This is a genomic window from Bradyrhizobium sp. LTSP885 (assembly GCF_000938305.1).
GTDB lineage: Bacteria > Pseudomonadota > Alphaproteobacteria > Rhizobiales > Xanthobacteraceae > Bradyrhizobium.
In genome coordinates this window covers 484,860-508,416 of record NZ_JYMT01000042.1, presented here as the reverse complement: position 1 = coordinate 508,416, position 23,557 = coordinate 484,860, and the positions used below count along the sequence as shown (strand labels likewise).

Genomic DNA, 23,557 nt, shown 5'->3' with positions numbered 1-23,557 from the left:
AAAATCGAATCGCAAACGTCGGTGGCTGGGAGGCAGCGTGAAAATTCTAAAATTCCTTGAAAAGGTTCCTGGCGGGATCATGCTGATCCCCCTGTTGCTCGGCGCAGCCTGCAAGACATTTTCCCCGGGGGCGGGCGCCTATCTCGGCTCGTTCACCAACGGGCTGATCACCGGCACAGTCCCGATTCTGGCGGTCTGGTTCTTCTGCATGGGCGCCACCATCGATCTGCGGGCGACCGGCACGGTGCTGCGGAAATCTGGAACGTTGCTTGTCACCAAGATCATCGTGGCGTGGATTGCGACGATGATCGCGGCGCGTTTCCTGCCCGAGACGGGGATCGCGACCGGCATCTTCGCGGGTCTGTCGGTGCTGGCCATCACGACGGCGATGGACATGACCAATGGCGGTCTCTACGCGGCGATGATGCAGCAATATGGCACCAGGGAGGAGGCCGGAGCCTTCGTCCTGATGTCGATCGAGTCTGGCCCGCTGGTGAGCATGCTCGTCCTGGGTGCGTCAGGCGTTGCGGTGTTTGAACCGCGGCTGTTTGTCGGTGCCGTGCTGCCGTTCCTGATCGGGTTCGCGCTCGGCAATCTCGACAGCGATCTGCGCAAATTCTTCGGCCAATGCGTTCATCCGCTGATTCCGTTCTTCGGCTTTGCGCTGGGCAACGGCATCGATCTGAACGTGATCGCGCAGACCGGTCTCGGCGGCATCCTGCTTGGATTGATCGTGATCGTCGTGACGGGCATTCCGCTGATGCTGGCCGATCGGTTCGTCGCAGGCGGCAACGGCACGGCGGGTCTCGCCGCATCCAGCACGGCAGGCGCCGCCATCGCAAACCCGATTCTGATCGCCAACATGATTCCAAGCTTCAAAGCCGTGGCACCGGCCGCGACCGCGCTGGTCGCCACATCCTGCCTCGTGACGGCAATCCTCGTCCCGATCCTGACGGGATTCTGGGCGAAGCGGATGGGGCATGTGCCAACGGACGATGCCAAGGTCGAGAGCTATCGCGAGGGCGTCGAGCCGATCTGATGCAGGCGATAACGGTTGGGCTCGCCTGTAGCCCGCATGAGCAACGCGATATGCGGGATTAGCACCCGGATGTCGCTGCGCTCATCCGGGCTATGCTTGCTCCGCGCGGTCGGTCAGGTGAAGGCGACATCGATCCGATTGTCGGCTTTCGCGATGATCCGGCAGGCGCGCGTCAGCGCGTCGGCTGCGATCGCGAGTTTGAACTGCTCGGGAATGTGGGCGGTCGTGGTGACCTCGATCGTCGCGGCCTCGCGGGACAGTCCGTGCACGGTGCAGTCGATGGTCGAATGACCGGCGTTGAAGCTGATCTTGCCGGCCTTGAACACACGCCGTGCGATCGGAGCAAGCGCCGGCGTCTGGTCGATCCAGGCCAGCGCCTGGTTGCGTCCGGACTGCTTGGCTCCATACATTGCAAGGTCGGCATTGCGCAGCATGTCGTCGAAGCATTGGCCGAGGCCGAACTCCGATCCGCCAAGGCTGCAGGTGACGCTGATCGTGCCGGCCGGCGTCTCGATCCGCGTCGCCGCAACGGCGGCGCGCACTTTCTCGAGCACGCTCATTGCCTGCACCAGGTGGGTGCGCGGCAACAGGAGGCCGAACTCCTCGCCGCCGATCCGGCCGATGACGTCGGAGGCCCGCAGCGAATCGTGCACGACGTCTGCGACCGCCGCCAGCACCATGTCGCCGACCGCGTGGCCGTAGCGATCGTTGATAGACTTGAAATGATCGATGTCGAGCACCGCGCAGGCCAGCGGGCTCGCATGCCGCACCGCCAGCGCGGCCAGGCGCTCGCCTTCGCTGCGGAAGGCACGCCGCGACGACACGCCGGTGAGGTTGTCCTGCATGCTGAGATTCCGCAGCAACAGCTCGTCGACGGCAATGGCGGCGAGATCGGTCAGCATGCCGATCTGTTCGCCATCGAATTCGCGCGGCCGCGTATCCATCGCGCACAGGGTGCCGATGGTCGCACCGGATATCCGCAGCTGCGCGCCCGCATAAAAGCGGATGAACGGCTTGCCGCGAACGAGGACATTGTCCGCGAACCGCCGATCGCTATGCGTATCCGGGATCACCAGCGTGTCGCCTTGCCCGATCGCATAGTTGCAGAGCGCAGGTCCGCGCGCGGTCTCGCGATCCTCCATGCCCTCGGAGGCCTTGAACCATTGCCGGTGACCGTCGATCAAGGTGAGCGTCGACATCGGTACGTGAAAAATCTTCCGGCACAGCGCCGTCAGACGATCGAACGCAAGTTCGCGCGGTGTGTCGAGGATATCGAGCTTAGCCAGGACGTCGAGGCGCCGCGCCTCGGAATCTTGCATTTCGTGCATCGGGGTACCTCCCGCGGCGGGCAGCCTCTCCGAAACGGGTTAACTTCAGCTTGATGGCAGGGAGAGCCGCGCGATGCAGAAGCCGATTTGCTAACAGTTCGTAAAAATGGAGACGGGGGATTAACCAGTCTTACGCGTCAACCTTTCCGCTTAAGACTGTCGCAATCCGCAATAATTATTGAGTATCTTGCGCACGGCGATTCCCGTTAAGGGACCGTATCGTTGCTTTGGCAAATTTTCGGCGATTTGGGGATATTGAACCGCATGTGCGGCATCGTCGGCATTCTTGGACGCGCTCCGGTCGCGGAGCAATTGGTGGATTCACTCAAGCGGCTGGAATACCGCGGTTATGATTCCGCCGGTGTCGCCACGCTGGATGGCGGGGTGCTCGCGCGCCGCCGCGCCGAGGGCAAGCTGAAGAACCTGGAGGCCCGGCTCGAAGCCAAGCCGCTCGGCGGCCATACCGGCATCGGCCACACCCGCTGGGCGACCCACGGCAAGCCGACCGAGAACAACGCGCATCCGCATTCGACCGAGCGCGTCGCCGTGGTGCATAACGGCATCATCGAGAATTTCCGCGAGCTGCGCGAGGAGCTCGAGGCCAAGGGCACGGTGTTCTCGACCCAGACCGACACCGAGATCGTGCTGCATCTGGTCGACGATCTGCTCAAGGGCGGTGTTGCGCCGATCGAGGCGGTGAGGGCGACACTGACGCGGCTGCGCGGCGCATTCGCGCTCGGCTTCATCTTTGCCGGCGAGGACGATTTGATGATCGGCGCCCGCAACGGCCCGCCGCTCGCGATCGGCCATGGCGATGGCGAGATGTATCTCGGCTCGGACGCGATCGCGCTTGGGCCCTTCACCGACACGATCAGCTATCTCGAGGACGGCGACTGGGTGGTCTTGAACCGCAAGGGCGCGACCATCTACGACAAGGACAATGCGATCGTCCACCGCGAGGCGATCAAGCACACCACCGCAACCGCGCTGGTCGACAAGGCCAACTATCGCCATTTCATGGCGAAGGAGATCCACGAGCAGCCGGAAGTGGTGGGGCACACGCTCGCCCGCTACGTCGACATGGCGACCGAGCGTGTCGCGATGCCGGTCAAGCTGCCGTTCGACTTCAAGGACATCCAGCGCATCTCGATCACGGCCTGCGGCACCGCGAGCTATGCCGGCTTTATCGCAAAATACTGGCTGGAAAAGCTGGCGCGGCTGCCGGTCGAACTCGATGTCGCCTCCGAATTCCGCTACCGCGAGGCGCCGCTGCGCAAGGGCGATCTCGCGATCTTCATCTCACAGTCCGGCGAAACCGCCGACACGCTGGCGGCGCTACGCTACGCCAAATCGCAGGGCACGCACACGATGTCGGTCGTCAACGTCCCGACCTCGACGATCGCGCGCGAAAGCGAGACCGTGCTGCAGACGCTGGCCGGCCCCGAGATCGGCGTCGCCTCGACCAAGGCCTTTACGTGCCAGCTGATGGTGCTGGCCTCGCTCGCGGTCGCCGCCGGCAAGGCGCGCGGCGAGCTGTCCGATGCCGACGAGACCAAGCTGGTGCACAGCCTGGTCGAGATTCCGCGGCTGATGTCGGAAGCGCTCACCACCGAAGTGCAGATCGAGAAGCTGGCGCGCGAGATATCGAAGTCGCGCGACGTGCTCTATCTCGGCCGCGGCACCAGCTATCCGCTGGCGCTGGAAGGCGCGCTGAAGCTGAAGGAAATTTCCTACATCCACGCCGAGGGCTATGCCGCCGGCGAGCTCAAGCACGGACCGATCGCGCTGATCGACGAGCACATGCCTGTTGTGGTGATCGCGCCCTACGACAAGGTGTTCGAGAAGACCGTCTCCAACATGCAGGAGGTCGCCGCCCGCGGCGGCAAGATCATCCTGATGACCGACGCCAAGGGGGCGGCTGAGGCGACGATCCAGTCCCTGGTGACGATCGTGATGCCCGATATGGGGGCAACCTTCGCGCCGATCGTCTATGCCGTCCCGGTGCAGTTGCTGGCCTATCATACGGCCGTCATCATGGGCACAGATGTCGACCAGCCGCGGAATCTGGCGAAATCGGTCACGGTCGAATAGCCGCAAGCCTGACGGTCATCTAGGCCCTTCAAAAACCTGCTAGGATGGCTTAGCTGGATGACTGGCTTCGGCCGCTTCGACGCCGCTTCGACGACCTGGAACCGTAATGACCGCCAACCAAGTGCCTCCCGTCACGTCAGGTGAACTGCCTCCGGATGCCCCACGCGGGCTGATGGCGCGGTTTCGCAACTATTTCCTGACCGGTCTGGTGGTTGCGGGTCCGATTGCCATCACCTTTTACCTGACCTGGTGGTTCGTGAACTGGGTCGACAATCTGGTCCGGCCGTTCGTGCCGGTCGCCTACCGGCCGGAAACCTATCTGCCGTTTGGCTTGCCGGGTTCCGGGCTGATCGTCGCGGTCATAGCGCTGACACTGCTCGGCTTTCTGACCGCCAATTTGATCGGGCGAACCCTGGTCGATCTCGGCGAGCGGCTGCTGGGGCGGATTCCCGCGGTGCGGGCGATCTATCGCGGGCTGAAGCAGGTGTTCGAGACGCTGTTCTCCGGTAACGGGTCGAGCTTCCGCCGCGTCGGCCTGGTCGAATTTCCGTCACCGGGGATGTGGTCGATCGTGCTGATCTCGCAGTCGCCGAACCCGGAACTCGCTGCCAGCCTGCCTGGCGACGAGGAGCATATTTCGGTGTTCCTGCCGTGTGCGCCGAACCCGACCACCGGCTTCTTCTTCTATGTGCCGAAGAGCAAGATCATCGAGATCGAGATGAGCACCGAGGATGCCGCGACGCTGATCATGTCGGCCGGCGTGGTGCAGCCCGGTGCCTCCGAACAGCAGAAGCGCGTCGCGGCGCTTGCCGGAATGGCGAATGCTGCGCGCGTCGCTAACCAGGCTTCGCTGCAGCCGACGACGTCGCCGGTGAAGGTCGAGGGCTGACGGCCGCGAGCCGACAGAACCTCCTTTGTCAAAGCCTCGGGCGCATCGCGCCGATTGACGCCTTCGAACCGGAGATCAAGGATGCCTACGACCATTGCGGTCCTCGCGCCGGGTGCCATGGGCAGCGCGGTGGCACAGCGCCTGACCGAGCACGGCGCGCGCGTACTGACCTCGCTCGCCGGACGCAGCGCCGCTACCGCGCAGCGGGCCACCGCAACAGGCATGATTGCCGCCGATGATGCCGAGATCGCTGGCGCCGACATCATCCTGTCGATCGTGCCTCCGGGCGAGGCGCTGGCGCTGGCCGAACGGCTTGCCGCGGCCATTACCAGGCAGCAGACCACACCCATATTTGTCGATTGCAACGCCGTCAGCGTCGAGACGGTGCGCAAGGTCGAGGAGATCGTCGAGTCCTCAGGCGCGCGCTTCGTCGATGCCGGGATCATCGGCTTTCCGCCACGACCGGGCCATCCGGGACCGTCGTTCTTCGTCTCGGGTGAGCACACCGGGGACGTCGCCGTGCTCGAAGAGCTCGGCCTCGATTTGCGCGTGGTCCAGGGGCCGGTCGGCGCGGCCTCGGCGCTGAAAATGTCCTACGCCGGCATTAACAAGGGCGTGACCGCGGTTGCTGCCGCAATGGTGCTCGCCGCCACCCGCGCCGGCGCTGCCGACGCGCTGCGCGAAGAACTCGGACGAAGCCAGCCGCAGCTGCTCGCCAAGATTGACGGCGCGTTGCCGGACATGGTGCCGAAAGCCTATCGCTGGGTCGCCGAAATGCGCGAGATCGCAGCATTCCTCGGCCCCGATCACCCGGCAAACCTCGTCTACGAAGGTTTTGCCCGCCTGTTCGAGCACATCGCCGCCGACGAGAAGGGCGAGCAGACCGACGTCGCGCAGTTGACCGCGTTCGCGGAAGGCGAAAAGACGGGGAAGGGCTAACGGCCTCACCCGGCGCCGATCAGCGGCACGGCTTCGTCGCGTTCGTAGAGGTAGAGCAGGCAGCGCAGCGCTTCGCCGCGCTCGCCGTTCAGCTTCGGATTGTCCTTCATGATCCGCAGCGCCTCGTCGCGGGCCTGCGTGATCAATTGGCCGTGCACCTCGGAGCGCGCGATGCGGTAGCCGGGCAGGCCGCTTTGCCTGATGCCGAGCACGTCGCCTTCGCCGCGCAGTTTCAGATCTTCCTCGGCGATCCGGAAGCCGTCCGTGGTTTCGCGGATCACTTTCAGCCGCGCCTTCGACATTTCGCCGAGCGGCTCCTTGTAGAGCAGCAGGCAGGTCGAGGCCTCCGAGCCACGCCCGATGCGGCCGCGCAACTGATGCAGCTGCGACAGCCCGAAGCGCTCGGCGTTCTCGATCACCATGATGGTCGCAGCCGGCACGTCGACGCCGACTTCGACGACGGTGGTCGCAACAAGGAGGTTGATCTCGTGCGCGGCGAACTGCGCCATCACGCGATCCTTTTCCGTGCCCTTCATCTGGCCGTGAACCAGGCCGACGCGGTCGCCGAAACGTTGCTGCAGCGACTCGAAGCGCTCGGTGGCGTTGGTGAGGTGTTCGGTGCCCTCGGCTTCGGATTCCTCGACCAGCGGGCAGATCCAGTAGACCAGCTTGCCGGCGTCGAGCGCGCGGCCGATGCTATCCGCGACCTCGTCGAGGCGGCTCATCGATATGGTGCGGGTTTCGATCGGCTGCCGCCCCGCAGGCTTTTCGCGCAGCTCGGAGACGTCCATGTCGCCGAAATAGGTCAATACCAGCGTGCGCGGGATTGGCGTTGCGCTCAGCACCAGCACGTCGACCGCTTCGCCCTTCGAGGTCAGCGCGAGCCGCTCGCGCACGCCAAAACGATGTTGCTCGTCCACGACAGCCAGCGCCAGCGCCTTGTAGACGACGTCATCCTGGATCAGCGCATGGGTGCCGACCAACAGATCGATCTCACCGGCTTCAAGGCGCGCCAGCAGCTCGCGGCGCTCCTTGCCCTTCTCGCGGCCGGTGAGGATCGCAACCCGCATCCCGGCGCGCTCGGCGAGCGGGGTGATGGTCTTGATGTGCTGCCGCGCCAGGATCTCGGTCGGCGCCATCAGCGCTGCCTGCTTGCCGGCTTCCGCGACGGCGGCGGCTGCGAGCAGCGCGACGACGGTCTTGCCGGAGCCGACGTCGCCCTGCACCAGCCGCAGCATCCGCACCGGCTGGCGCAAATCCTCGATGATGGCGGCGACCGCGTCGCGCTGCGATGTCGTGAGCGCGTAAGGAAGGGCGTCGATGATCCTGTTGCGCAGATGGCCGTCTCCGGCATTGCGCACCCCGGCCGGGCGGCGGAGTGTGGCGCGGATCAGCGCCAGCGCGAGCTGGCCGGCGAGCAATTCGTCGAAGGCGAGCCGCGACCAGAACGGGCCGTCGGGCAAAATGTCGGTGAGCTCGACCGGGACATGCACGCGGTTGAGCGCTTCCCGGATCGGCGGAAATTTGCAGCGCCGGATCACCTCCGGGCTGAGCCATTCCGGCAGCTCCGGCAGCTTGAGCAAGGCCTGCGCGATGGCGCGGCGGAGCGAGCCGAGCGCAAGTCCCTCGGTCAGCGGATAGACCGGATCGATGCCTGAGAGTTTGGCAAACGCCGCTTCGTCCACGATGTTGGTGGGGTGCACGATCTGCGGGATGCCGTCATACATCGCCAGCGTGCCGGAGACGTAGCGCTTCTCGCCGACCGGCAGCAGCTTCTCGACATAGCCGGGCTGGGCGCGGAAGAAGGTCAGCACCACGTCGGCGGTGTCGTCGCTGGCATAGACAAGATAGGGCGCGCGCGAATTGCGCGGCGGGGGCGGGCGATGACGGTCGACGGTGACCTCCAGCGTCACCATGGTTCCAACGACGGCGTCGCGGATCTTCGGCCGGGCGCGGCGGTCGATCACGCTGGCCGGCAGGTGCAGCAGCAGATCGACCAGCCGCGGGGTCTCGCTGCGGCTGAGCAGATAGCGCAGCAGCTTGTCCTGCTTCGGTCCGACGCCCGGCAGGGTCGTGACTGGCGCAAACAGGGGATTGAGCAGGCTGGGGCGCATTCGGGAAACCTAAGACCGTTTCTCACCGTCTTGCCCGGCCTTGTGCCGGGCATCCACGTCTTTTTTTGTGGCCATGACGATTTTGGCGATCCCCGGCTCCACAACGCATGCTGACATTCGCGTTTCCCATCGTTATATCAACCCCGCCCGGCATGTCCGGGCTTTTGGCGTTGGATGGAATCGGGACATGACGGGATCGACACGATCGAGCAGCGGGCTCGATGACCGCCGCAAGCGGCTGCTGTTTCGCTGCTGGCATCGCGGTACCAAGGAAATGGACCTGATCCTCGGCCGTTTCGCCGATGCCGCGATCGCCGATCTATCCGACCACGAACTGGGCCAGCTCGAGCACCTGATCGAGCTGCCCGATCCCGACCTCTATGCGGCGCTGACCGGCGACGGGGTCCTGCCGGCCGAATACGCCACTCCGTTGTTCGCCCGTATCAAGGCGTTTCGGGTCGTGGACAACGACGCATGAAGCTGGCTGCGAAATCTCCGGCCGCGATGCTCACACCCGGCCGCGTGCTGACCATCGCCAATGTCGCCGAGGGCGCCGAGGGGCTCGTCATCTCCGATCTGGCGCGCGCGATCGCGGCGAAGCCGAAACGATCGGCGGTGAGCCTTGCTGTCGTATGCCGCGACGGCGCGCGGATGCAGCAGCTTGCGCGTGCGCTGGAGTTCTTTGCGCCCGACATCGGCGTGATGCAGATTCCGGCCTGGGACTGCCAGCCTTATGACCGCGTCTCGCCGCATGCCGGCATTCTGGCGCAGCGCCTGACCGCGTTGGCCAAGCTGTCGCGGCTCGCCGGCTCCGACAAGCCGCTGATCGTGCTGACCACGGTGAATGCGGCGCTGCAACGGGTACCGGCGCGCGGCCTCGTCGCAGCGCAGGCGCTGTCGGTCGCGCCCGGACTTGTCGTGCCGATGGATTCGATCATCGCATGGCTCGAGCATAACGGTTACAGCCGCTCGTCGACGGTGCGCGAACCCGGCGAATACGCCGTGCGCGGCGGCATCCTCGATCTGTTTCCCGCCGGCCTCGACCAGCCGGTGCGCTTCGATTTCTTCGGCGACTCGCTGGAATCGATCCGCACCTTCGATTCCGAGACGCAGCGCACGCTGCTGGACATGCGCGGGCTCGACCTGGTGCCGGTGTCCGAATTCCAGCTGACGACGGAGACCATCCGTCGCTTCCGGATGGGCTATGTCGCGGCCTTCGGTGCGCCGGAGCGTGACGACCAATTGTATGAAGCCGTCTCTGAAGGCCGCCGCCACCCCGGCATGGAGCACTGGCTGCCGCTGTTCCAGGAGCGGATGGACACGCTGTTCGACTATCTCGACGGCGCCACCGTCGCGATCGAGCCGCAGGGCGAGGACGCCGCGCGCGAGCGTTTCAAGCAGATCACCGATTATTACGAGGCCCGCCGCGAGGCGCTCGATCATCCCGGCGGCGGTGCGATCTACAAGCCGTTGCCGACCGATAGGCTCTATCTGTCTGAGCCCGAGTGGACAAAACTGCTCGGCGAGACGCCGCTGGCGCGGTTGACGCCGTTCGCGGTGCCCGAAGGCACCACTGACGTGTTCGACGCCGGCGCGCGGCTGGGCCGCAATTTCGCGCCCGAGCGTGCCGACGGCAACATCAACGTGTTCGAGTCCGTCGTCGCCCATGTCGGCGCGCTGCAGTCGCAGCGCAAGAAGGTGGTGATCGCGTTGTGGAGCGAGGGCTCGCGCGACCGCATGGGCGCGATGCTGCGCGACCACAAGCTATTGAACCTGACCAGCACCAACACCTGGCGGATCGTGCAGGCAACGCCGCGCAACGAGACCATGCTGGCGGTGCTCGGCATGGAATCCGGCTTCGAGACCGACGAATTCGCCGTCATCAGCGAGCAGGATATTCTTGGCGACCGCCTGGTGCGGACGCGCAAGGCGAGCCGCAAGCTCGACAATTTCATCTCGGAGGTCACGAGTCTGGCCACCGGCGATCTCGTCGTCCACGTCGAGCACGGTATCGGCCGCTTCGTCGGCCTGCAGACGCTGCAAGTCGGCGGCGCGCCGCATGACTGCCTCGAGCTGCATTATGCGGCCGAGACAAAACTGTTCCTGCCGGTCGAAAACATCGAGCTGCTGTCGCGCTACGGCTCCGACAGCGCCAATGCCGAGCTCGACCGGCTCGGCGGCAGCGGCTGGCAGGCGCGCAAGGCCAAACTTAAGAACCGCATCCGCCAGATCGCGGGCGAGCTGATCAAGATCGCAGCCGAGCGGCATTTGCACGAGGCGCCAAAATTCCCGCTGCAGCCGCATGTCTATGACGAGTTCTGCGCGCGCTTCCCCTATGAGGAGACTGAGGACCAGCTGGGCGCGATCAACGCGACGTTGAAGGACCTTGAGACCGGCCGTCCGATGGACCGGCTGATTTGCGGCGACGTCGGCTTCGGCAAGACCGAGGTGGCGCTGCGCGCGGCCTTTGCGGTGGCGCTTGAGGGCAAGCAGGTCGCGGTCGTGGTGCCGACCACGCTGTTGGCGCGCCAGCACACCAAGAACTTCGCCGAGCGCTTCCGCGGCTTCCCGGTCAATGTCGCCCAGGCCTCGCGCCTGATCCCGACCAAGGAATTGAACCTGGTCAAGAAGGGGCTCACCGAGGGCCATGTCGATATCGTAGTCGGCACCCATGCGCTGCTCGGCAAGGCGATCAAGTTCAAGGATCTTGGTCTTCTGATCGTCGACGAGGAGCAGCATTTCGGCGTCAGCCACAAGGAGAGGCTGAAACAACTCCGCGCTCAGGTCCATGTGCTGACGCTGTCGGCGACGCCGATCCCGCGCACGCTGCAACTGGCGCTGACCGGCGTGCGCGAGCTTTCTATCATTGCGTCGCCCCCGGTCGACCGTCTCGCGGTCCGCACCTTCGTCGCCCCCCATGATCCGCTGATGATCCGCGAGGCGCTGCTGCGCGAGCGCTACCGCGGCGGCCAGGCGTTCTACGTCGTGCCGCGGATCGAAGACCTCGCCGGGGTCAAGGACTTCCTCGACAAGAACGTGCCGGAGATGAAGGTCGCGGTCGCGCACGGCCAGATGCCGCCGACCGTGATCGAGGACATCATGTCCGCCTTCTACGACGGCAAATATGACATCCTGCTCTCGACCACGATCATCGAGTCCGGTCTCGACATCCCGAACGCCAACACGCTGATCGTGCATCGCGCCGACATGTTCGGTCTCGCCCAGCTCTACCAGCTGCGCGGCCGCGTCGGCCGTTCCAAGCTGCGCGCCTATGCGCTGTTCACGCTGCCGGCGCAGCAGAAGATCACCGCGCAGGCCGAGCGGCGGCTGAAAGTGCTGCAGTCGCTGGAGACGCTGGGCGCCGGCTTCCAGCTCGCCTCGCATGACCTCGACATCCGCGGCGCCGGCAATCTGTTGGGCGAAGAGCAGTCCGGCCATATCAAGGAAGTCGGCTTCGAGCTTTATCAATCGATGCTGGAGGAGGCGATCATCAACCTCAAGGCCGGCGTGGTTGAGCCTGCCGCCGACCGCTGGTCGCCGCAGATCACGATCGGCATGCCGGTGCTGATCCCCGAGGATTACGTCAACGACCTCAGCGTGCGGCTGTCGCTCTATCGGCGCCTCGCCGATCTCGAGACCGACGACGAGATCGACAATTTCGCCGCCGAAATGCGCGACCGCTTCGGCGTGCTGCCGGACGAGGTGCGCTATCTGTTCAAGGTCGCCGCGATCAAGGCCTATTGCCGCAGAGCCAATGTCGAGAAGGTCGACGCCGGGCCGAAGGGCGCCGTCATCACGTTCCGCGACAACAAGTTCGCGCAGCCCGACCGGCTGGTCGGCTTCATCCGCCAGCACGGCCAGGCCGCCAAGGTGCGGCCGGACATGAAGGTGGTGTTCTTGCAGGATTGGGAAACGCCGGAAGAGCGGCTCGCCGGCACCACCGAGATCCTGCGGCAGCTCGCCAATCTCGCGGAGAGCAAGAAGGCAGCGTGACAGCCAGCCCCGGGCATATCTAAGTCAGGATCGGACAAAGGTACTGTGTAGAACAAATCACTCAACTTCTTGTGCTGGCGCGTTCAGCAAGAATGGCGTCGCGCAGTTGAGGGAAAGCATTAAATCCTGTCTCGCTGTTAAGATGACCGCCTCTTGGCACAATCTCGAGGGGAGCTTTCAAGCAGTCAGCTACAACTTGCGAGCGCGACAGTGGAACATAGGGATCGTTATCACCGGCCCAACAGCGGCACGCGCTTCCCTTTCGCTCGCGAATACCAGCCCAATTGAATGAGCCGGCAAAGAACGACTGATTTATGGTGTCGTAGTCGGGAAGGCCGAGCGCGCCGATGAACGGCGCGGCCAGAAATAGGCCGTCAAATGGCTCGACTGCTCGCTCAACCAAGCGCAGCGCCAGTGCGGCCCCTAGACTATGTCCAACAAGGATGGTCGGAGCCAATGACAACGAACTGACAGCAAGATCGTAGGCATGGAGCCACGCCTCTAGAGACTGCCCCTCCGGCGTGGGGAATTGAGGACGCAATACTTCAATGCCTTCCGCGTTCAGTGCGGCATGAAGCCAAGGAAACCAGTTGGTGTCGGGCCCTCCGTGCGCGCCGTGCAGCACAATCACCCTCGACCCCGCTCGCCCACTTTTCATTTCTAATACCCCACACCTCGTCACCGCTGTTTCTATGGTCGCCTTCAGCATCGCACAAGGCGGCGTGACAGCCAGCCCAGCAAGCCCAGGTCAGGATCGGACTAGGTACGGCGCCACGTGCTCGTCGAGCAGTTTCAGGAACTGCTCTGCGAGAACACTGAGGTCGCCGATCGTAGGCTTGAGCACGCCGACCTCGTAATGGATCGACGGCGCGAATGGCCGTACCACGAGCGGGCTCGCATTGCCGGTGCGCCTGAGGGTTTCGGACGCGCTGAGCGCATCGACGAGGCAGACCCCCGCGCCATCGATCACGAGGTTGAGGGCAACGGCGAAGAATTCGCATTCGATCGCCGGATGAAACGGCGTGCCGCTGGCCTCAAAAGCGCGCGAAACGCCGGCATAGGTCGTCCGGCTCTGCGAGGTGATGATCAGATCATGTCGCTCGAGCAGGTCGGGAGTGATGATCTTCTGGTCAGCCAGTGCATGCGTTGCAGGCATCACGCAGTCCAAAGACATCCGGTAACGTCGCAACACCATGTTGGTGCGGTCGAAGGGCGGCTCGGCGACGCCGATGTCGAATGCACGTGCCGAGACCAGGCTGCGGACATTTTCCGAGCTTCGGGTCAGCAGCCTGATCTGGGTTGACGCGCGCTCTCGCTGGAAGCGGCTGACGACGCCCGGAAGCCAGACAATCCCAGGGCCAGGACTCGCGATGGTCAGGACGCCGCGCTTTCCGGCCGAAATTCCCGCAGCAGCGTCCTCCAACTCGGCGAAGCCGGCGAGCGCCCGGATCGCTTCGTTGTGCAGCAGATGTGCTTCGGGCGTCGGCACGATGTGCCGGCTTTCCCGGCGAAACAGCGCAAATCCGACATCCGCCTCGAGCCGCTTCAGTGCGGCACTGACGGCAGGCTGCGACACGCCGAGCGCGCGGGCAGCCTCGGTCGCCGAGCGATGCTGCATGACAGCATGAAAGATCTCTATGAGGCGCCTATCCATAACTTATATCTATATATCGCTTTGCGCCTTTACATATCATAAATGTCGCCGATAATGCCATGAAATTTGTGGTATTGGATCGACCTCGCTTACCGATACCCAGCAGATAATTCCGCGAATCTGAGCAGAATTTAATTTGGCATCATTATTGCTTATGTATCGTAGGAAAGTCAGCCGGAGGTTCGTTCGTATGAACACAAGCCACGCATCGCATTCAGGCATCGGGCCCGTGCTGGCGGCCGAGGCGGTGGTCAAGCGCTTTGGCGCCCACACCGTCCTGAACAGCGTGGATCTTGCGCTGGGCCCCGGGCAGTCGACCTGCATCATCGGGCCGAGTGGCTCGGGAAAAACCACCCTTCTGCGATGCATGGCGCTGCTTGAGGCGCCGTCCGACGGACGCATCCTGATGGAAGGCACCACGGTGTCACAGGCTCAGCCGTCGTCCGGCGTGCGCGGTGCCGCCAGGAAGGTGCGTCCCGAGATCGGAATGGTGTTCCAGCAGTTCAACCTGTGGCCGCACATGACGGTGCTGGGAAACATCATCGAGGCGCCGATGCGCGTACGCGGCCTCAGCCGGGACGAGGCGGTCGCCATCGCCGAACGGCTGCTTCAGAAGGTCGGCATGGAAGCGAAACGTGACGCTTATCCCGCCCGGTTGTCCGGCGGGCAGCAACAGCGCGTGGCGATTGCCCGCGCGCTCGCCATGCAGCCGAAGATCCTGTTGTTCGACGAGCCGACCTCGGCACTCGATCCGGAACTCCGCCGCGAGGTGCTGCAGGTCATGCGCACACTGGCGCTCGAGGGCATGACGATGCTGGTGGTTACGCACGAGATGGGTTTTGCGCGCCGTGTGGCCAGCCAGGTGGTGTTCATGGACGAGGGGGTGATCGTCGAGCACGGCGCTCCGACAGCCTTCTTCGAGAAGCCGACGACCGAACGCGCCCAGCGCTTTCTCAATCAGTTTGACGAGTGATCACCGCACGAAAGGGATTGATGGCCATGCGAAACCTGTATCGACTTGCAATTGCTTGCCTGGTGTTTCTCTCGGTGCAGCCGGTTGCTGCCCAGCAGATTCAGTCGCGGCTGTACGAGGTCACCAAGAGCGGCGTGCTCAGGGTCTGCATCTGGCCGATGTACTATTCGATTTCGTTTCGCAATCCCGAAAGCGGACAGCTCGAGGGGATCGATATCGATCTTTCCAGGGAGCTTGCGAAGGACATGGGCGTCAAGCTGGAATATGTGGAGACCAGCTTCGGCAGCTTCATCGCCGATCTGCAGGCCAACAAATGCGATCTCGGCATGTTTGGCGTCGGTGCGACGATGAAACGTGCGCAGGCCGTGGCGTTCTCCGATCCCTATCTCACCAGCGGCGTCTATGCGGTCGTGCGCAAGGGCGGCCCGATCACGTCCTGGGCGGATATCGATAAGCCGGGCGTCAACGCCGGCGTCTCGCTCGGCAGCTATATCGAGACCTTCATGCGCTCGTACTTCAAGAACGCCAAGACCGTCGCGGTCGCAGCGCCGGCCACCACCCCGGCCGAACTGATGGCGCAACGGGTCGACGTCGTCATGACCGACTATCCGGCCTCGATCAAAATGAATGCCCAGTTCGACTGGACCATCACGGTGGCGCCACCGGAAACTCTGTCGGTGACACCCTACGCCTACGTCATGAACCAGGGCGACCAGATCTGGCTCAACTACATCAACCTGTTCGTTCGAACGATCAAGCTTGATGGTCGGCTCAAGGCCGCGGCCGAGAAGAACAAGCTCGGTTCGATCGTCGCGCCCTGAGCAGTCAGATGCAAAGCTACAGCTTCCGCTGGGACGTCATCCCGAACAATCTGGGCTTCCTCGCCTCCGGCATCGAAATGACCCTGTTCATTTCGACGGTCACGCTCGTGGTGGCGACCCTGTTGGGGCTCGTCATCGCGATCATGCAGATATCCCGCTTCCGGATTGCACGCATCATCGCGCTGTCGGTCGGTGAAATCGTGCGCAACACGCCGATCCTGGTGCAGCTGCTCTGGGTCTATTACGTGCTGCCGATCGTCTTCAACGTGAGGATCGACGCGCTGGCCGCGTCGATCCTCGGCCTGTCGCTGTATTCCGCGGTGTTCATCTCCGAGGTGTTCAGAGCGGGTATCCAGACCGTGCCCGTCGGTCACCGCGAGGCGGCGCAGGTGCTCGGCCTGTCGCCGACGCAAAGCTTTCTGCGGATCGTCGGCCCGCAGGCCATTCGCAGCGTGCTGCCGCCGCTCGCGGCCAATTTCGTCCAGCTCATCAAATACTCCTCCCTGGCGTCCGTCGTGTCGGTCGGCGAAGTCACCCGGCGCGGCATGGAGCTTTCATCATCGACCTTCAGGCCGCTGGAAATCTTCACCTTCATCGCGGTGATCTATTTCGTGATCTGCTGGCCGCTGACCCACTCGATCCGTATCTGGGAATCCCGTCTTGCACGACGTTGATCAAATTCGCCACGCCGTCTCGAACGACCGCACCAGCCAGATGGTGGACCTGGCGATGCGGCTGATCGCAACGCCATCGCCGAATCCGGATGGCGACACCCGCGCGGTGGCGGCACTCGCGGCCGACCTTCTCAGAGCCCATGTCCCCGGCGTCGAGGTTGAATTGCATCCGGGATCGGCCGACATCGTCAATGTGGTCGCCCGGGTCAGGGGCCGCGCGCCGGGACATCGGATCGTGTTCAACGGCCATCTCGACACATATCCGCTGGGCGACCGCACGAGCTGGTCGGTCAGCCCCGAAGGTGAGATCGCGCACGGCCGACTGTATGGCCGCGGAGCCGCTGACATGAAGGGCGGCATTGCCGCATCAATGGCTGCCATGGCGGCATTGGCCGAACACCGCGCAGACTGGGCCGGCGAAGTCGTGCTGACGCTCGCGGGTGACGAGGAGAGCATGGGCCCGCGCGGGACAAAGTATCTGCTCGACAATGTGGCGCATGCCACGGGTGATGCCACGATTATCGGAGACGCCGGTTCGCCGATGGTGCTGCGTTTCGGCGAAAAGGGATTCATCTGGATCGAGATCACGGCGGAGGGCAGGGCGGCTCACGGCGCCCATGTCCATCTTGGCGTCAATGCGATCGACCGCTTGCGGGAGGCTCTTGATCGCGTAACCGCGCTGCGCGGACTTGCCGTCGCCATGCCCGTTGCCGTTCGCGATGCGATTGCTCATGCCAAATCAATCTCGGAACCACTGTGCGGCGCAGGTGAGGCCGTGGTCCTGTCGACCATTACGGTCAACACCGGAATCGTCACGGGCGGAGTGTCGCCGAACCTGGTGCCGTCAAGCGCACGCGCAGCGATCGACCTGCGCCTGCCGGTCGGGGTCACGTCGAAAGCCGTTCTCGCAACGTTGCAACAAGCGCTCGATCTTCCAGGGATCAATTGGCGGGTGTTGCGCTGCTTCGAGCCCAATCACACCGACCCCGGTGAGGAGATCGTCACCTGTTGTGCGGCAGCGGCCGCGCAAATCATCGGCACAGCCCCGGCCGTCAACATGCGTGTCGGCGGCTCCGACGCGCGCTGGTTCCGGATGGCCGGAATCCCGACGGTCGTCTATGGGCCGACACCGCACAATATGGGCGCGCCGGACGAATACGCGGAGATCGCCGAGCTGGCGATCGTGTCCCGCGTGCACGCGCTCACGGCTTTCGACATGCTGACAAGAGAGAATACAAAATGAGTGACGCGGCAGGTTTTGTGGGTCCGGAAACGTTCATGGGACTGCCGGCGGGATTGCCGCGCCCCGGCAGCCGGGCCGCCATTCTCGGCGTGCCGTTCGATTGCGGCACGCACCCGTTCCGTGTCGGCGCCCGGCAGGGGCCATCGGAGGTTCGGCGGGAGTCGCGGCTCATTCGCCGCTATCATCCCTCGCTTGCGGATGTCGACGTGCTGACCTTGCTCGGCGCGGTCGACGCCGGCGACGTCGCGCTGGTGCCGGGCCGCATCGATGATGCCTTCGTCAAGATCGAGGCAAGCGCTGCGCGCATTCTCGAGCTTGGCGCGGTGCCGGTCGGGATCGGCGGCGACGGGTCGGTTTCGCTTCCGCTGATGCGCGCCGCTGCCCGGCACCACAAGGATCTCGTCGCGCTGCATATCGACAGCCACACCGACGCGTATCCCTACACGCCCGACGATCGCTACAATGCGGCGACGCAATTCACTAACGCGGCGCAGGAAGGTGTCGTGAACGCCGCGCGGTCCTGGCATATCGGCGTGCGCGGGTTCACCTATTGCCCGGGCGTGCTCGAACACACGCGGTCGCTCGGCTTCCGCGTCGTCACCATCGACGAACTGATGCGGCGCGGTTTTGCGCAAACCATCGCCGAGTTCAGCGAGGTGGTCGGCGGGCGGCCGGTCTATCTTTGTTGGGACATGGATGTCTTCGATCCGTCGGTCGCGCCCGGCGTCTGCACGCCCGCCTGGGGCGGGCTGTCCGCCCGGGAGGGGATCGAGCTACTGCGCAGTCTCTCAGGATTGAACATTGTCGCGATGGATTTCAACACCGTCAGTCCGCCACAGGATGTCAACGGAATGGCCGCCCAGCTTTGCGCCCATATGATCATGGAAGCGCTCGTGCTGCTGGCCGCAGGCATGGGACTGCTGCCGGAGTGACGATTCAACGGTCGGACGGCTACGACGCCACGCGCTGGGCGTCCTGGCTGAGCCGCGCCAGCAGTGACTTTACTGAGTCGTTCGGCTGCAGCGCGACCACATTGACGATGGGTTCGTGGCTGTCGCGCCGGCCGTGGTGGGTGTGGCGCATCACGCTCGACAGCCGACGCGTGATCGCATGCGCGCTGCGCAGGTCGGTTGCGGTGAACACGACGACGATCGATCCGTCTGATTGCACGGCGCCAAAATCGCTCTGGCGCATCAGGCGGCTGATGATCCGGGCGCCATCGAACTGTGCGCGGGGTTGGGCGCCGTCGAAGGTGAACCGCGCCACCGAGAGGCCGCCGCCGCGCTCGCCGATCTGGAATACGGCGGTCGCGAAATCGCGCTCGAACGCCGAAATGGTGAGCAACCCGGTGCGGGCATCGATCAGGCCCTTGGCGTCGATCGCGCGCAGCATGCGGCTGAGCCGCGCCTCGAAAGCGTGCTGCCGGATCAGCGGCAATGTGATGTCAGCGATCCGCGCAGGCTCGGCCGGGACGATCTCGAGGTTGGCCAGATCGTATCGTGGCGTGACTTCGCTCGTGGTGACCACCACGGGTAAGGTACGGAAGCGGACGTCCTCAGTCAGCACCGTCAGGAACGCATCCATCACCCGGGACGAAAATCCCTCGCCGAGCACGATGCCGTCGATATCGCGGTTGCTGAGGTGCTTGGCGGCAGCCTCGATGCTGAGCGCACCGACCACGCCGGCGCGTTCGCCGAGTGCGACCGACAGCGCCGGGTAGGCGCCGCCGCGACCTATCAGGAGCGCGGTTGCTTCCCCGACCGGATCGATATCCGACAGCGCGATCGGGACCGGCGGCACCTGACGCCGCATCACCGTCGCATGCAGGCCGCGCACGCGCAGCGATGCGTTGAGCCGCGTCACCAGACGATCGGGATGGCTGCGGCGCTGGAAGAACGGGATCGCGGTGCCGGGCAGGGCGATCGCAGGATCGACCGCGATCAACGGCAGATAGGGCGCACGGGCGGCGGCGCGGCGGGCCAGCGTCGCCAAGGTTGCGGCATCGATACCATCAAGCGCGGCGATCACGGCGGCCGGCTGCACCTGTTCGATGGCGCGCCCGGCGTCGTTCCAATCGGTCGCAACCACCGGAAACAGCTTGGCTTCATCGAGCACAGCAGCGAATGACGGCCGCTTGGCGGCCGACACGATGAGAACCGGACCCTGTTGGGACATGCGAAAGCTCGACACCGATGCGCGGATCAGCAAAGGCCGCAATGCTAGTCCGGCCGGCTTAATACAGCGTCAACGCGAGGTTAAGAATTACGTCAGCGTACCGTTCGTACGATCGCGAAAAGCTTCGACCATCAACGGGTTAAGCCCGAGTTCCGTCAGCGCATCACGGGCCCGCGCATTGTCCTGCGCCCGCCCGGCCAGCCGATGACCGCTGAGCCGATCCGGTAACGCCGTCAACAGCGCGCCGTGGCCGAGCCGCCGCGACCATTCCTGCAAATCCTGCGCGAGGAAGCGGTAGCCGCCGACCGCCATGATGCCGGACGGCGGCGCGGTGATGCTGATGGTGCCGGTCGCCCGGTCGATCCGTGCGGCGTATTCGGTGTCGGCGAAATCGCGCGGTGCCGATGCGATCAGCGTGTCACCCGGCGGAGGCAATGGTGCGTAGGCGGCGGCGGGAACCATCGGTCCCCGCAGTCCCAGCGTGCCCTTCGGCGTCAGCAGGATGTCGCCGGCAATCGACGCGCCCGGCACGTCGCGCGGCGCGCCGTGCGGGCCCGGCCGGATCGGGGCGGGCGATCCATCCTCCGCGTTACGGCGGGCGCAGAAATGCCCGGCTTCGCCGAACAGGTAGACATCGGTCAGGGGCGCGTGCTGGGCGGTCCAGGCTGCGCTGGCGGCGACCTGTTCCGGCGCGCGCCAGAGGCCGATGACGTTGCGCAGGCTCGGCATCCGCGCCGACAGATCGTGTTCGTCGAGCCGCGAGGCGAGCTGTGCGGGAGCAATCAGCGTGTCGCAGGCGTGGTCGTTGATCTGGGTTTCGAGCACCTCTTCATCGAAGGGGTGGTGCAGCACCAGCGTTCCGCTCGACAACAGCCAGGTCACCAGCGACGAGCAGAGGCCGGCAAACGACATCGGCGCGAAAGCTGACATGATGGTGGCGCCCTGTGCCAGGTCGCTCTCCAGCGACATGGCTAGTCCGCCCGCGATCAGGCTGAAATGCGCGCGCGGCACCGGACGCAACCCTTCGCTGGTGACGTCGAAGGAAATCATCGCGGCCTTGCGTCCGTCCTGGATCACCGAACGCGATGTCCTGGAGTCCTGCAGGATCGCCTGATCGAGCGAGGCCATGCCTTCCGGCAGGTCGTCGCCGAAGCCGCAGACATGGCGGATCGAGAACGCCTCTGCTGCGGCGTTCATGGCGAAGTCGGCATAGGAGACGCCGTCGATCTTGCTGGAGGTGACGATCGCCCGCGCCGCGGTGCGGTTGAGCGCGACCGTCAGCTCGGCCTGCCGCCACAGCAGCGGCAATGGCGCCACAATCAATCCGACGCGATGGGCCGCCAACACCGTCAGCGCGAACTCGACCGTAGAGGGCAATTGGACGGCGATCACCGAATTGGCGGGCAATCCGCTCTCGATGAAATGGGCTGCGATAGCCGAAATCGCGCGGTCGGCCTGGGCATAGGTCAGGCGCTTGCGCGTCTGTCCGGTGATGCGCTGCTTGTTGAGCGGATCGACCAGCGCCAGCGCCTCGGGCTGCCGCACCAGGATCCGCTTGAACAGGGTATCGAGCGTTGGCGAGGCGATCGGCTGGGTCACGGGTTCAACGTCCGTTGTATCATTTGGATCGGATCAGGTCGTATCACTGCGGTGGGCCGGCCTTCTGCCACCAGGTTTCCGGCAAATAGCCCGACAACGCGGTGGTCGATGGTCGTTCTATCCGATTCCAGCGTGCGATCCATTGCTCTCCGGCGTTAAAAAGCGGGATAGCGTAGAAGCCGGACATCAGCGTCCGATCCAGCGCCCGCACCGCCGAGACGAAATCCGGCCGTTCCCGTGCCGCCAGCAGCGCCGCGATCATGGCGTCGATGGCCGGATCCCTGGCGCCCATGTAATTCCGGGTTCCCGGGATGTCGGCGGCCTTGCCGCCCCAGTAGAACGTCTGCTCATTGCCTGGCGACAGCGACTGGTCCCAACGGTTGGGAATCATGTCGAAGTCATAGCTGACCCTGCGCTGCTCGAACTGCACCGCATCGACCACCCGCACCGCGGCGTCGATGCCCGCGCGCTTCAGGTCGCGCTGATAGGCGAGCGCAATGCGTTCATGCTCGCGTGTCGTCAGCAGGATCTCGAAGGTCAGCGGCGCTCCCGTCGAGCGCTGGCGCAACACCGTGCCGTCGGGCTCAAAGCCGGCGTCGGACAACAGCGCGAGCGCCTTGCGCAGGATGTCGCGGTCGCGACCAGAGCCGTCGGTGACGGGGAGGTGGTATCGGCCTTCGAGGATGTCCGGGTCAAAATGCGACAGATACGGCTTGAGCAGTTCGCGCTCGCGGTCGTCGGCGGGACGTCCATAGGCCGACAGCTCCGATCCGGCGAAATAGCCGCCCGAGCGCGCATAGAGTCCGAAATAGTAATTGTGGTTGATCCATTCGAAATCGAACAGCATCGTCAGCGCTTGGCGCACCCTGACGTCGGCAAACAGCGGCCGCCTGGTGTTGAACACCAGGAATTCGGACGGGTAGGGAACGCCGATCTTGATGGTGTCGCGGATCACCTCGCCGTTGCGCGCCGCCGGGAAGTCATAGCCGTCGTGCCAGCGCAGCGGCTCGGGCTCGGTCCTGAAGTCATAGAGGCCGCGCTTGAACGCCTCGAACTGTCCGTTGGCGTCGCGGTAGTAATCAAGCCTGATCTCGTCAAAATTCCAGAGGCCGCGGTTCACGGGCAGGTCGCGCCCCCAATAATCGGGATTGCGGGTGAAGGTCACGCTGGTGCCGGGCTTGACATCAGTCACGCGGTACGGGCCGGAGCCGATCGGCGGAGCCAATGTGGTCTCCTCGAATGTCGCGGGATCAGTGGCGTGGCGCGGCAGGATCGGCATCAGGCCGAGGATCAGCGGCAATTCGCGATCCGGGACGCCGCCAAAATCGAACCGCACCGTAAGCCGATCAAGCGCTTCGGCCTTTGCGACCTTGGAATAATACTGGTGATGCAGCGGGCGGCCGTGGTCGCGCAACAACGCCAGAGAGAACAGCGCGTCGTCGGCGGTGACGGGCTGGCCGTCGGAAAAGCGGGCACGGGGGTCGATGTGGAAGGTGACATAGCTCCGTGAATCGTCAGTCTCGACGCTGCGGGCGAGCAGGCCGTACAGGGTGAAGGCCTCGTCATTGCTCCTCACCATCAGGCTTTCGTAGACATAGCCGCGCTCATAGGCGTAGCCCCGGAGCTGTTGCACGGCGAGACCCCTGACAATCAGGGGATTGAGGCTGTCGAAGGTGCCCTCCCGGGGGCTCTGCACCAGCCGGCCGCCCTTGGGCGCATCGGGGTTGACGTAGGGCAGATGGTCGAAGTCGGGCGGCAGCGCCGGCTTGCCGTGCATTGCGATTGCGGTGCTCTCGGCCGCGGCCGCAGGGGCCGGTCCTGTTGTCAGGAGGGCCAAGGTCAAGCCAAGGGTCGAGGCGAGGGAGAGCCAGGCCAATGCGTGGCGTCCGATACGCCCGGCAACGAGCGGATGAGGCGCCGGATTTGATTCGCAAGACGTCACGCGGGGAGCTTTACCACAGGCTGCCGCAACTCGCCGTGACATCCTCGCAAACACGCTTGTCGCCATTGATCTTTCCGTCCGCC

At 64.6% G+C, this 23,557-nt stretch carries 18 protein-coding genes; 11 read left to right on the top strand and 7 right to left on the bottom strand.

Going from position 1 to position 23,557, the window contains the following annotated elements; all coding sequences use genetic code 11:
• Positions 1 to 37 precede the first annotated feature (37 nt).
• Positions 38 to 1,039 (top strand): 2-keto-3-deoxygluconate transporter, encoded by a 1,002-nt coding sequence (kdgT, locus tag UP09_RS31420; RefSeq protein ID WP_044542199.1) that lies wholly within the window; start codon positions 38 to 40, stop codon positions 1,037 to 1,039.
• A gap of 113 nt (positions 1,040 to 1,152) precedes the next feature.
• Here the strand turns inward: kdgT and UP09_RS31415 are convergent, their stop codons facing one another.
• Complete coding sequence (locus tag UP09_RS31415) at positions 1,153 to 2,367, bottom strand: sensor domain-containing diguanylate cyclase (RefSeq protein ID WP_044542198.1); 1,215 nt, start codon at positions 2,365 to 2,367, stop codon at positions 1,153 to 1,155.
• 264 nt (positions 2,368 to 2,631) lie between these two features.
• Here UP09_RS31415 and glmS point away from each other — a divergent pair, with 264 nt between their 5' ends.
• From glmS to UP09_RS31400, 3 genes are all read left to right on the top strand, one after another.
• Positions 2,632 to 4,458, top strand: coding sequence for a glutamine--fructose-6-phosphate transaminase (isomerizing) (glmS, locus tag UP09_RS31410; RefSeq protein WP_044542197.1), 1,827 nt, complete (start codon positions 2,632 to 2,634; stop codon positions 4,456 to 4,458).
• 106 nt (positions 4,459 to 4,564) lie between these two features.
• Complete coding sequence (locus tag UP09_RS31405; RefSeq protein WP_044542196.1) at positions 4,565 to 5,347, top strand: DUF502 domain-containing protein; 783 nt, start codon at positions 4,565 to 4,567, stop codon at positions 5,345 to 5,347.
• 81 nt (positions 5,348 to 5,428) lie between these two features.
• The gene (locus UP09_RS31400; RefSeq protein WP_044542195.1) at positions 5,429 to 6,286 is read left to right on the top strand and encodes an NAD(P)-dependent oxidoreductase; all 858 of its coding nucleotides are present in this window, start codon (positions 5,429 to 5,431) and stop codon (positions 6,284 to 6,286) included.
• Positions 6,287 to 6,291: 5 nt separating this feature from the next.
• On the opposite strand, the gene recG is transcribed toward UP09_RS31400, so the two are convergent.
• Positions 6,292 to 8,400 carry an ATP-dependent DNA helicase RecG gene (recG, locus tag UP09_RS31395; protein ID WP_044542194.1) on the bottom strand — a complete coding sequence of 703 codons (2,109 nt, stop codon included), beginning with the start codon at positions 8,398 to 8,400 and terminating at the stop codon, positions 6,292 to 6,294.
• A gap of 187 nt (positions 8,401 to 8,587) precedes the next feature.
• Between recG and UP09_RS31390 the strand changes: the two genes are divergently transcribed.
• Together UP09_RS31390 and mfd are read left to right on the top strand one after the other, a co-directional pair.
• Positions 8,588 to 8,878 (top strand): FAD assembly factor SdhE, encoded by a 291-nt coding sequence (locus UP09_RS31390; protein ID WP_044542193.1) that lies wholly within the window; start codon positions 8,588 to 8,590, stop codon positions 8,876 to 8,878.
• A complete protein-coding gene (gene mfd / locus UP09_RS31385) occupies positions 8,875 to 12,393 on the top strand; it encodes a transcription-repair coupling factor (protein WP_044542192.1) in 3,519 nt (1,172 codons plus the stop codon). The genes UP09_RS31390 and mfd overlap by 4 nt, the downstream gene beginning before the upstream one ends.
• A gap of 61 nt (positions 12,394 to 12,454) precedes the next feature.
• Here the strand turns inward: mfd and UP09_RS37205 are convergent, their stop codons facing one another.
• Together UP09_RS37205 and UP09_RS31380 are read right to left on the bottom strand one after the other, a co-directional pair.
• Entirely contained in the window at positions 12,455 to 13,102 is a 648-nt protein-coding gene (locus UP09_RS37205; RefSeq protein WP_082070360.1) for an RBBP9/YdeN family alpha/beta hydrolase, read from the bottom strand.
• A gap of 39 nt (positions 13,103 to 13,141) precedes the next feature.
• Positions 13,142 to 14,047, bottom strand: a complete 906-nt coding sequence (locus UP09_RS31380; RefSeq protein ID WP_082070359.1) for a LysR family transcriptional regulator — start codon at positions 14,045 to 14,047, stop codon at positions 13,142 to 13,144.
• A 190-nt stretch (positions 14,048 to 14,237) separates the two neighbouring features.
• On the opposite strand from UP09_RS31380, the gene UP09_RS31375 reads away from it, so the two are divergent.
• Genes UP09_RS31375 through UP09_RS31355 form a run of 5 tightly spaced genes read left to right on the top strand, consistent with a single transcriptional unit; the run spans position 14,238 to position 18,690 of the window.
• Positions 14,238 to 15,020 carry an amino acid ABC transporter ATP-binding protein gene (locus tag UP09_RS31375; RefSeq protein ID WP_044542190.1) on the top strand — a complete coding sequence of 261 codons (783 nt, stop codon included), beginning with the start codon at positions 14,238 to 14,240 and terminating at the stop codon, positions 15,018 to 15,020.
• A gap of 26 nt (positions 15,021 to 15,046) precedes the next feature.
• The gene (locus UP09_RS31370) at positions 15,047 to 15,841 is read left to right on the top strand and encodes an ABC transporter substrate-binding protein (RefSeq protein WP_044542693.1); all 795 of its coding nucleotides are present in this window, start codon (positions 15,047 to 15,049) and stop codon (positions 15,839 to 15,841) included.
• Positions 15,842 to 15,849: 8 nt separating this feature from the next.
• Positions 15,850 to 16,515 carry an amino acid ABC transporter permease gene (locus UP09_RS31365; RefSeq protein ID WP_044542189.1) on the top strand — a complete coding sequence of 222 codons (666 nt, stop codon included), beginning with the start codon at positions 15,850 to 15,852 and terminating at the stop codon, positions 16,513 to 16,515.
• Complete coding sequence (locus tag UP09_RS31360; protein ID WP_044542188.1) at positions 16,502 to 17,758, top strand: M20/M25/M40 family metallo-hydrolase; 1,257 nt, start codon at positions 16,502 to 16,504, stop codon at positions 17,756 to 17,758. Before UP09_RS31365 ends, UP09_RS31360 begins: the two co-directional genes overlap by 14 nt.
• Positions 17,755 to 18,690, top strand: coding sequence for an arginase family protein (locus UP09_RS31355; protein WP_082070358.1), 936 nt, complete (start codon positions 17,755 to 17,757; stop codon positions 18,688 to 18,690). Before UP09_RS31360 ends, UP09_RS31355 begins: the two co-directional genes overlap by 4 nt.
• A gap of 19 nt (positions 18,691 to 18,709) precedes the next feature.
• On the opposite strand, the gene UP09_RS31350 is transcribed toward UP09_RS31355, so the two are convergent.
• The 3 genes from UP09_RS31350 to UP09_RS31340 form a co-directional block, all read right to left on the bottom strand.
• Positions 18,710 to 19,933 (bottom strand): hypothetical protein, encoded by a 1,224-nt coding sequence (locus tag UP09_RS31350; RefSeq protein ID WP_044542691.1) that lies wholly within the window; start codon positions 19,931 to 19,933, stop codon positions 18,710 to 18,712.
• Between the two features lie 87 nt (positions 19,934 to 20,020).
• On the bottom strand, positions 20,021 to 21,532 hold the full coding sequence (locus UP09_RS31345; protein WP_044542186.1) for an AMP-binding protein: 1,512 nt from the start codon (positions 21,530 to 21,532) through the stop codon (positions 20,021 to 20,023).
• A gap of 43 nt (positions 21,533 to 21,575) precedes the next feature.
• Positions 21,576 to 23,375 (bottom strand): extracellular solute-binding protein, encoded by a 1,800-nt coding sequence (locus UP09_RS31340; RefSeq protein WP_502689107.1) that lies wholly within the window; start codon positions 23,373 to 23,375, stop codon positions 21,576 to 21,578.
• Between the last annotated feature and the right edge of the window lie 182 nt (positions 23,376 to 23,557).